7 protein-coding genes are annotated in these 6,561 nt (G+C 49.8%); 1 reads left to right on the top strand and 6 read right to left on the bottom strand.

What is annotated here, in order from left to right:
* Positions 1-180 precede the first annotated feature (180 nt).
* From PHT49_11710 to PHT49_11695, 4 genes are all read right to left on the bottom strand, one after another.
* The gene (locus PHT49_11710; GenBank protein MDD5452551.1) at positions 181-723 is read right to left on the bottom strand and encodes a transposase; all 543 of its coding nucleotides are present in this window, start codon (positions 721-723) and stop codon (positions 181-183) included.
* Positions 724-884: 161 nt separating this feature from the next.
* Positions 885-1,631, bottom strand: a complete 747-nt coding sequence (locus PHT49_11705; protein MDD5452550.1) for a class I SAM-dependent methyltransferase — start codon at positions 1,629-1,631, stop codon at positions 885-887.
* Between the two features lie 189 nt (positions 1,632-1,820).
* On the bottom strand, positions 1,821-2,054 hold the full coding sequence (locus PHT49_11700; GenBank protein MDD5452549.1) for a CopG family antitoxin: 234 nt from the start codon (positions 2,052-2,054) through the stop codon (positions 1,821-1,823).
* Positions 2,041-2,304, bottom strand: coding sequence for a BrnT family toxin (locus tag PHT49_11695; GenBank protein ID MDD5452548.1), 264 nt, complete (start codon positions 2,302-2,304; stop codon positions 2,041-2,043). The genes PHT49_11700 and PHT49_11695 overlap by 14 nt, the downstream gene beginning before the upstream one ends.
* A gap of 339 nt (positions 2,305-2,643) precedes the next feature.
* On the opposite strand from PHT49_11695, the gene PHT49_11690 reads away from it, so the two are divergent.
* Positions 2,644-3,195 (top strand): hypothetical protein, encoded by a 552-nt coding sequence (locus PHT49_11690; protein MDD5452547.1) that lies wholly within the window; start codon positions 2,644-2,646, stop codon positions 3,193-3,195.
* 381 nt (positions 3,196-3,576) lie between these two features.
* Here PHT49_11690 and PHT49_11685 read toward each other — a convergent pair whose 3' ends face one another.
* Positions 3,577-4,866 carry a pitrilysin family protein gene (locus PHT49_11685; GenBank protein MDD5452546.1) on the bottom strand — a complete coding sequence of 430 codons (1,290 nt, stop codon included), beginning with the start codon at positions 4,864-4,866 and terminating at the stop codon, positions 3,577-3,579.
* A 93-nt stretch (positions 4,867-4,959) separates the two neighbouring features.
* Positions 4,960-6,303, bottom strand: a complete 1,344-nt coding sequence (locus PHT49_11680) for a pitrilysin family protein (GenBank protein MDD5452545.1) — start codon at positions 6,301-6,303, stop codon at positions 4,960-4,962.
* Positions 6,304-6,561: the final 258 nt, after the last annotated feature.

The following is a 6,561-nucleotide window of genomic DNA, read 5'->3' as shown; positions in this document are numbered from 1 at the left end:
GTAATTTTGCCAAAAATCCTTGAGGATTTGTAGCAGTCGTATGCCCAGAATTTATAACCACCGGTAACAGGCTGATTTTATATTCTTTTCATTTTTCGCTTGACAGGAGGATATAGGATTGTCCCCATTCTTCCCCTACAGTCCAGTAGGGTGGGCTTTGCCCACCGTCTTTGTCGTCCTTCATTCTCTGCCGACATCAATCGGAATCTCCACCGGTGTCGCACCCCAATCCGGCGAATAGATTTCTTTCTCAACATAACGATGAAATGTCGAATACGGCCAGTCCTTCGGTGCATCTACAATCCGATGCTTTACCGGATTGTAATGGATATAATCACAATGAGCCGAAAAATCCTGATCGTCTCGAATCATGTGTTCCCAAAAACGCCTTTGCCACACCATACCTTCTCTATGCTTCTTTCGAGACGGGGTTGGATTCGGGGTGTCCAGCCAACATCGGATCCTCTTGGTAAATTCAGTCTTTATCAACGCCCAACGCAATGAATAATCGATGTCTCCATCCGGTAAACGCCAAATGCAGTGCATATGCTCCGGCAGCAAAACCCAGGCTTCAATGATGAAAGGATGCGAATTGCGCACCCTTGCGGTGATGTCACGTAACAGTGCTCTCGATTCCTCCAGACAAAGAATCGGCTGTCGTTGGTGCGTAACCACCGTGAAAAAATATGTATTCCCCTCCCGTACCCTTCGATAATTCGGCATTTCATATGACCCGTATCCACAAATATTGTCAGCGGTTTTGGTGGGCAAAGCCCACCCTACGGGGCTGAATTAAGCCGCGCCGCGAAGCGGCGTCGGCTTGAATGAGTTGTTAGGCATGATTGAATTTTCCCCACTTTCTGAGCCGCCCGGTAATCCCCTCATCACCGCGTCATCAGCGCGAACACGCCCCAGCCCAGGTATTCACGCGTGTAAGCGGCGTAGCGCTCGGGTTCCGAGGTTAGTTTGGCTCGAACATCTTTCGCGAACTCGTCGTCGGGATTGGCTTCAAGCCATCGGCGCATGGTGAGCCACTTGGCCGCCTCGTATCTGTCCCAGCTGTCTTGGTCTGCCAAAACCATTTCCACGACGTCGTAGCCGAGGTGGCCGAAAGACGCGAGAAGTTCTGGAAGCAGGAGAAAGTCGGAGATTGAGCCGGCAAGACACCCCCTGGCAACATCTTCCGTCGGCGGTAACTGCCGCCAGTAGGGCTCGCCGATGAGGATGATCCCTCCGGGGCGGAGGCTCTGCGCCAGAAGCTCGATGGTGCCGACGACTCCCCCAGCGATCCACGTGGCACCGAGACAGGCTGCCACACCGGCCTTCTCGTCAGAGACGAAGCCGGCAGCATCGCCATGGATGAACTTGACTCGATCGGCGACACCGAGTTTTTCAGCGCGGAGTTTCGCTTGCTCGGTGAACAACTGGCTCATGTCGATGCCGGTGCCGATGACTCCGTAATCGCGTGCCCAGGTGCACAGCATCTCCCCCGAACCGCTGCCGAGGTCGAGCACTCGGGTTCCCGTTTCCAGACGCAGCGCCGCGCCGAGAGTGGCGAGCTTTTCGGGTGTGAACGGGTTATGGATGCGGTGAGCACTTTCGGTGATGTTGAAGATCCGTGGAATATCCAATGCAGAAAATCTCCTTACGGGTGTGAATAGATTCGGTCACTGCCTAACATTATATATTATGTCGACTCGACATAAGTATGGCAATTTATTCCCCCTTCGCTTCGCTCAGGGGGAATGCGGCACGGTGGAAGATTGGAAGCTCCCCGCAGTCCGCCTTGGGCGGACGGGAAATGTCTTCATTATGCATGTTCAAGACGCCTTTTCAAGACGCTCAGCTACCCAGACCTTGATGATGGATTGTCGAGGCACGCCCAGACGTTTCGCCTCTTTATCTAATAAGTGAATCATCCATAAGGGGAAATCTACATTTACCCTTTTCTGTTCCTGCTCAGGTCTTCTGGCTTTTGACAAATCAAGATATTTAGAGATATCCTCTCCTTCATCAAATTTCTTTTCAATTTCTTTAGCCTTAATAGCCTTCATATATATCAACCTCCTCTTTTCTCGAACGTCGTACCGAAATAATTCTTATTTTATCTCCCCTATAAGTTATAATCCCGGACCAATGCTTCTCTGAAATACTACCTATTACCAAAAATCCTGGTTCGTCACTTGTTCTTAAAGGAATCTCCATTAAATCAGGATCATCCCATAATTCCTGGGCCTCATAAAAATCAATACCGTGTTTCTGCTTGTTGCTTTCACTTTTCTTGGGGTCAAACTCAAACTCCATAGTATAATTACTATACCTTAAATATACCTGTAGTCAATAATAATCTTGCCGCCGACACCTGGCCCCATGGGGAGGCGGGAGCGACATTCCTGCGTCCTTCTCCGCCAAAAAGCGATCTAATTTATTACAATTTTGCAAAAAATGAATTCCCCCATCCTACAATTTGGTATTTTTTAAATTCCTTTCTCTGATAATACATTCCCCGTACATTTATTTTTAAGGAGTTATAACAACCGGTTATCTCCATTCACCGTTATTTTTTCTAACTGGCATGGTTCTTGGTATGGCATGAATTCTAAAGGGAATAAAATTTGTTTCTCGTGCTGGAGGAGGAATATAATGAAAAAAGATTCGCGTTACTTAAAGGGTTTTCTAACGGTTATTGTAGGCTTAATTATGAGTGCGGTTATTATTCTACCGGCCATGGCGGAAGAGGATATGCCCTCTGCCGACCTGTCGGTTTCGGTCTTGAGCGATTATATCTGGCGGGGGCAGGAACTGAGCCGGGATAGCATTGTTGTCCAGCCCTCCACGACCATAGGCTATAAAGGCTTTTCGGCCAATGTCTGGGGCAATCTGGACACCGATCCCTATGTAGCGATTGGGAATAATCCGTCTAATTGGAATGAGACTGATTTTACGCTCTCGTACGGCAGGGACTTTGGTCCTTTGAACATAAGTGGAGGCTGTATCTATTACGGCCTGGACGGCACCGATGATTCTCAGGAGGTCTTTCTGGGGTTGGGCGTTGATACGCTGCTGTCCCCCTCGCTTACTGTTTACAAGGAAATCACAGCTATATGCACTGGTATGTTCTTCTTGGCATATCCCATTCTTTCAAGATCACCGAGGCCGTCTCCCTGGACCTTGCTGCCTCGGCGAGCTATCTGAAGAGCGAAGACGTCGATGAATACCCCGAGATTAACGATCAAGGAGCAGCTACGGGCGACAAGTTTAATAACTTCCACGACGGCGTGATCTCAGCCAGTCTGCCTGTTTCGGTAGCGAAATATGTGACAATAACCCCTTCCTTGTCGTACACTTTTCCGCTTTCAAGCGACGCGAGCGACGAGATGAAATACCGCAGCAAGACCGGCGAAGACGATAACTTTGTTTACGGCGGCGTAACCCTCAGTTTGGCATTCTGAGAATCAAGCTCCATGTCCCTGCGGCACGGCCTTCACATGGATAGTGTAACGTCGGCCGCGGGGCACTGCCTCTCTAAAGCCCAACCAGTCGATCTTCACCAGTGAAATGAAAAGAACCTCTTGTTTATCCCGGCCATTTTATCTCTTTTTGCCTGCCTACAATGACCAGGGTATAATTATCAGGGTAGAGATACTTCCTGGCAGCATCCGCCACCTGATCTTTGGTTACTGCCTTTATAACCGCCGGATAACGCTCCGGGTAATCGAGGCCCAGATTGTAGAATTCCATATCGGTCAACAGCCCGGCGATCTTGGCATTTGTATCCATCTTTAAGGGAAAGCTCCCGGTAAGATACAACCTGGCCTCGTTCAGTTCTTCATCAGATACACCATTTACCCTGATTCGTTTCATTTCCTTGAGAATTTCATCTATAGCCACGCCGGCCGTCGCATTCCTGGTCTCCACTACGGCCTGGAAATAACCGGCGTACCTGCCTGAAACAAAGGCGCTATAGATGCTGTAGGCCAGCCCCTTTTCTTCCCGGATATTGTCCATCAGACGGGAACGGAACCCGCCGCCGCCGAGGATGTAGTTCATGATAAAGACGGCGTAATAGTCGGAGTGGCTGCGCGGGATGCCTCTGTGGCCAAGGACAATATTGGCCTGGGTAAGATCACGGTCGATCTTTTTTATCCGGCCGCCTCTCCCTTTGCTGTCTGAGGGGATATTAATCGGAGTCTCGATGCCGGTCTCCGGCCAGGGCCCCAGATATCTTTCCCATAAGGGCATAAACTCTCTTTCTGTGATCTGGCCGACCACAGCACAGATGACCCTGGAACGGGATAATCGCTCCTGGTAGAAACCCATCAGGTCATTTTTGGTCAGGCCGGATATGGATTTCTCTGTTCCCAGCAGCGGCTGCCCATAAAAACGCTTATTAAACAGCTCCGCCAGAAAAGTCTTTTGGGCAAGCGTACCCGGATCTTCCTCTTCCTTATGGATACGCGCCTTGAATTCTTCCTTCTTTTTGGCTATCTCTTTTAGCCGGAAGGCCGGCTGGGTAAGGACATCGGACATAATCTCCAGACCGGTAGGCAGGGCCTTCTTCAAGACATTCAGGGTAATAGAGGTATAATCTTTTCTAGACTGGACTACCAGCGCCCCTCCCGTAAACTCTATCTCTTCACTGATCCGGGCAGCCGTGCGCCGGCGGGTGCCGGTTAAAAGACTCTCGGCAGTGAGGGCCGCCAGTCCTTCCCGGCCCCCCGGATCAAACAGAGAACCGGCCTCAATGACCAGATGCATATATACTGAGGGAAGAGCCTTAACCTCCTTGAGCAGGACGACCGTCCCATTCGGCAAGACAATACGCCCGGCAAACGCGCTTCCGGAAGACACCGTTTTTTTAGGCATGAAACAAAACTCCTTTTTAGTTTTCGTCCGAAATCAAAAGATTCCGGCCGAAGCATTCAGCTATCAGCAGTTAGCTGTCAGCAAAAACAAAATCTACTCTCCGGCCCGGGACTGATAGCTGATGGCTGAAAGCTGAGAGCTTTTCTTCCCGGATACCTTTCGCATATGCGCCGAGGCGTGGGAGAAACCCGGCAATACCGGGACCAAAACCCCTACATTCTTTTTATCCTTATGAAAATAGGTATTGGCCACCCTTTTTATATCGGAAGCAGTGACTTTTGCGATACCCGGCAGATAGGCATACAGATCCCGCCAGTTACTCACCGTATGATAGATGCCCAACAACATTCCCTGGTAAAAAAATGAATCCTGATGGAACACAAGGGCCGCTTCGGACATATTCCTGGCCTTTTGCAGCTCTTTTTCCGTCACGCCTTGCCTCTTTATCTTTTCCAATGCCGCTTCAATCTCCTCTTCCACTGCCTCGGCCGTCTTACCGGGCATTATGGGCGCAAAGATGTGGCAAAGATTGGGATCGTGCGCTAACCGGGGATAATTGACATTGATGTCCAGGGCCAACTGTTTCTCGCGTACCAGACGGCGATAAAGTCGCGAACTCTTGCCCTGGCCCAGAATAAGGGCCAGAAGCTCCAGGGCAAAGCTGTCTTCATGCCTGAGATTAGGGGTATGGAAGCTCATAAGCAGATAAGAGAGCTGGGCCTCCCGCTTCAGGCAGAATCTTCTTTCTCCTCTCTGGGGCGGCTCATCACATACGATCGGCGATGGCTCCGGCCCGGGTTTGATACGGCCAAAATATTTCTTGATTTTTAACAATAGCTTTTCTTTTTCCATGTCGCCGACGACAATGACCGTGGCCCGGTTCGGCCTGTAATGCAGCCGGTAATAATCCTTAAAGTCTTCATAAGCGGTCTGGCCGATATCCCCCATCCAGCCTATTATCGGCCACATGTAGGGGTGGGTGCGAAAGGCGACAGAATCCATTTCTTCAAAGAGGGAGGAGACCGGATCATCCTCGGTACGAAGGCGACGTTCCTCCATTACTATATCCCGCTCCGTGAGAAATGCCTGCTTATCAACGGCCAGATTAGTCATGCGATCAGATTCCAGATCAAGGAGTACTTCCAGGCGGTCCCCGGCTATATTCTCAAAATAGGCCGTATAGTCCTGGGAGGTAAAGGCGTTCTCATTTCCCCCATTTCTTTTAACCAGGCGGGAAAACTCCTTGGGCCTGTATTTTTTAGTGCCGCGAAACATAAGGTGCTCGGTAAGGTGCGAGATTCCGGTCTTACCAAGGCGCTCATTACGCGATCCCACCCGGTACCACACCTGAAAACTGACTACCGGGGCCTTATGATTTTCGAGAAGCAGGACATTCAACCCATTATCTAAGATAGTTTCCGATACTGGCAGTCCCATCTTAAAATCCCTCCATTAATGATAGTGCTTCAAAATTTAGCCCATAGTTCACAGCGCGGTGAAGCCGCGACCAAAAGCGCTTTGCGCGAATTCCAAATGACGTAACACGTTAGCTGTTTGAAAAGATATAGTCGTCCAGAAAATGGCGACTCAAAAATCCCCCTTAATCCCCCTTTTCCAAAGGGGGAAGTGTTTCTCCTCCCTTTGGAAAAGGGAGGTTGGGAGGGATTTAAAAATACTTTTTAAAAAAGCTAAACT

The organism is Desulfovibrionales bacterium (assembly GCA_028715605.1).
In the GTDB taxonomy this organism is placed as follows: Bacteria; Desulfobacterota; QYQD01; order QYQD01; family QYQD01; genus QYQD01.
The sequence above is the reverse complement of the archived record's forward strand: the minus strand, read 5'-3'. Positions and strand labels throughout refer to the sequence as shown.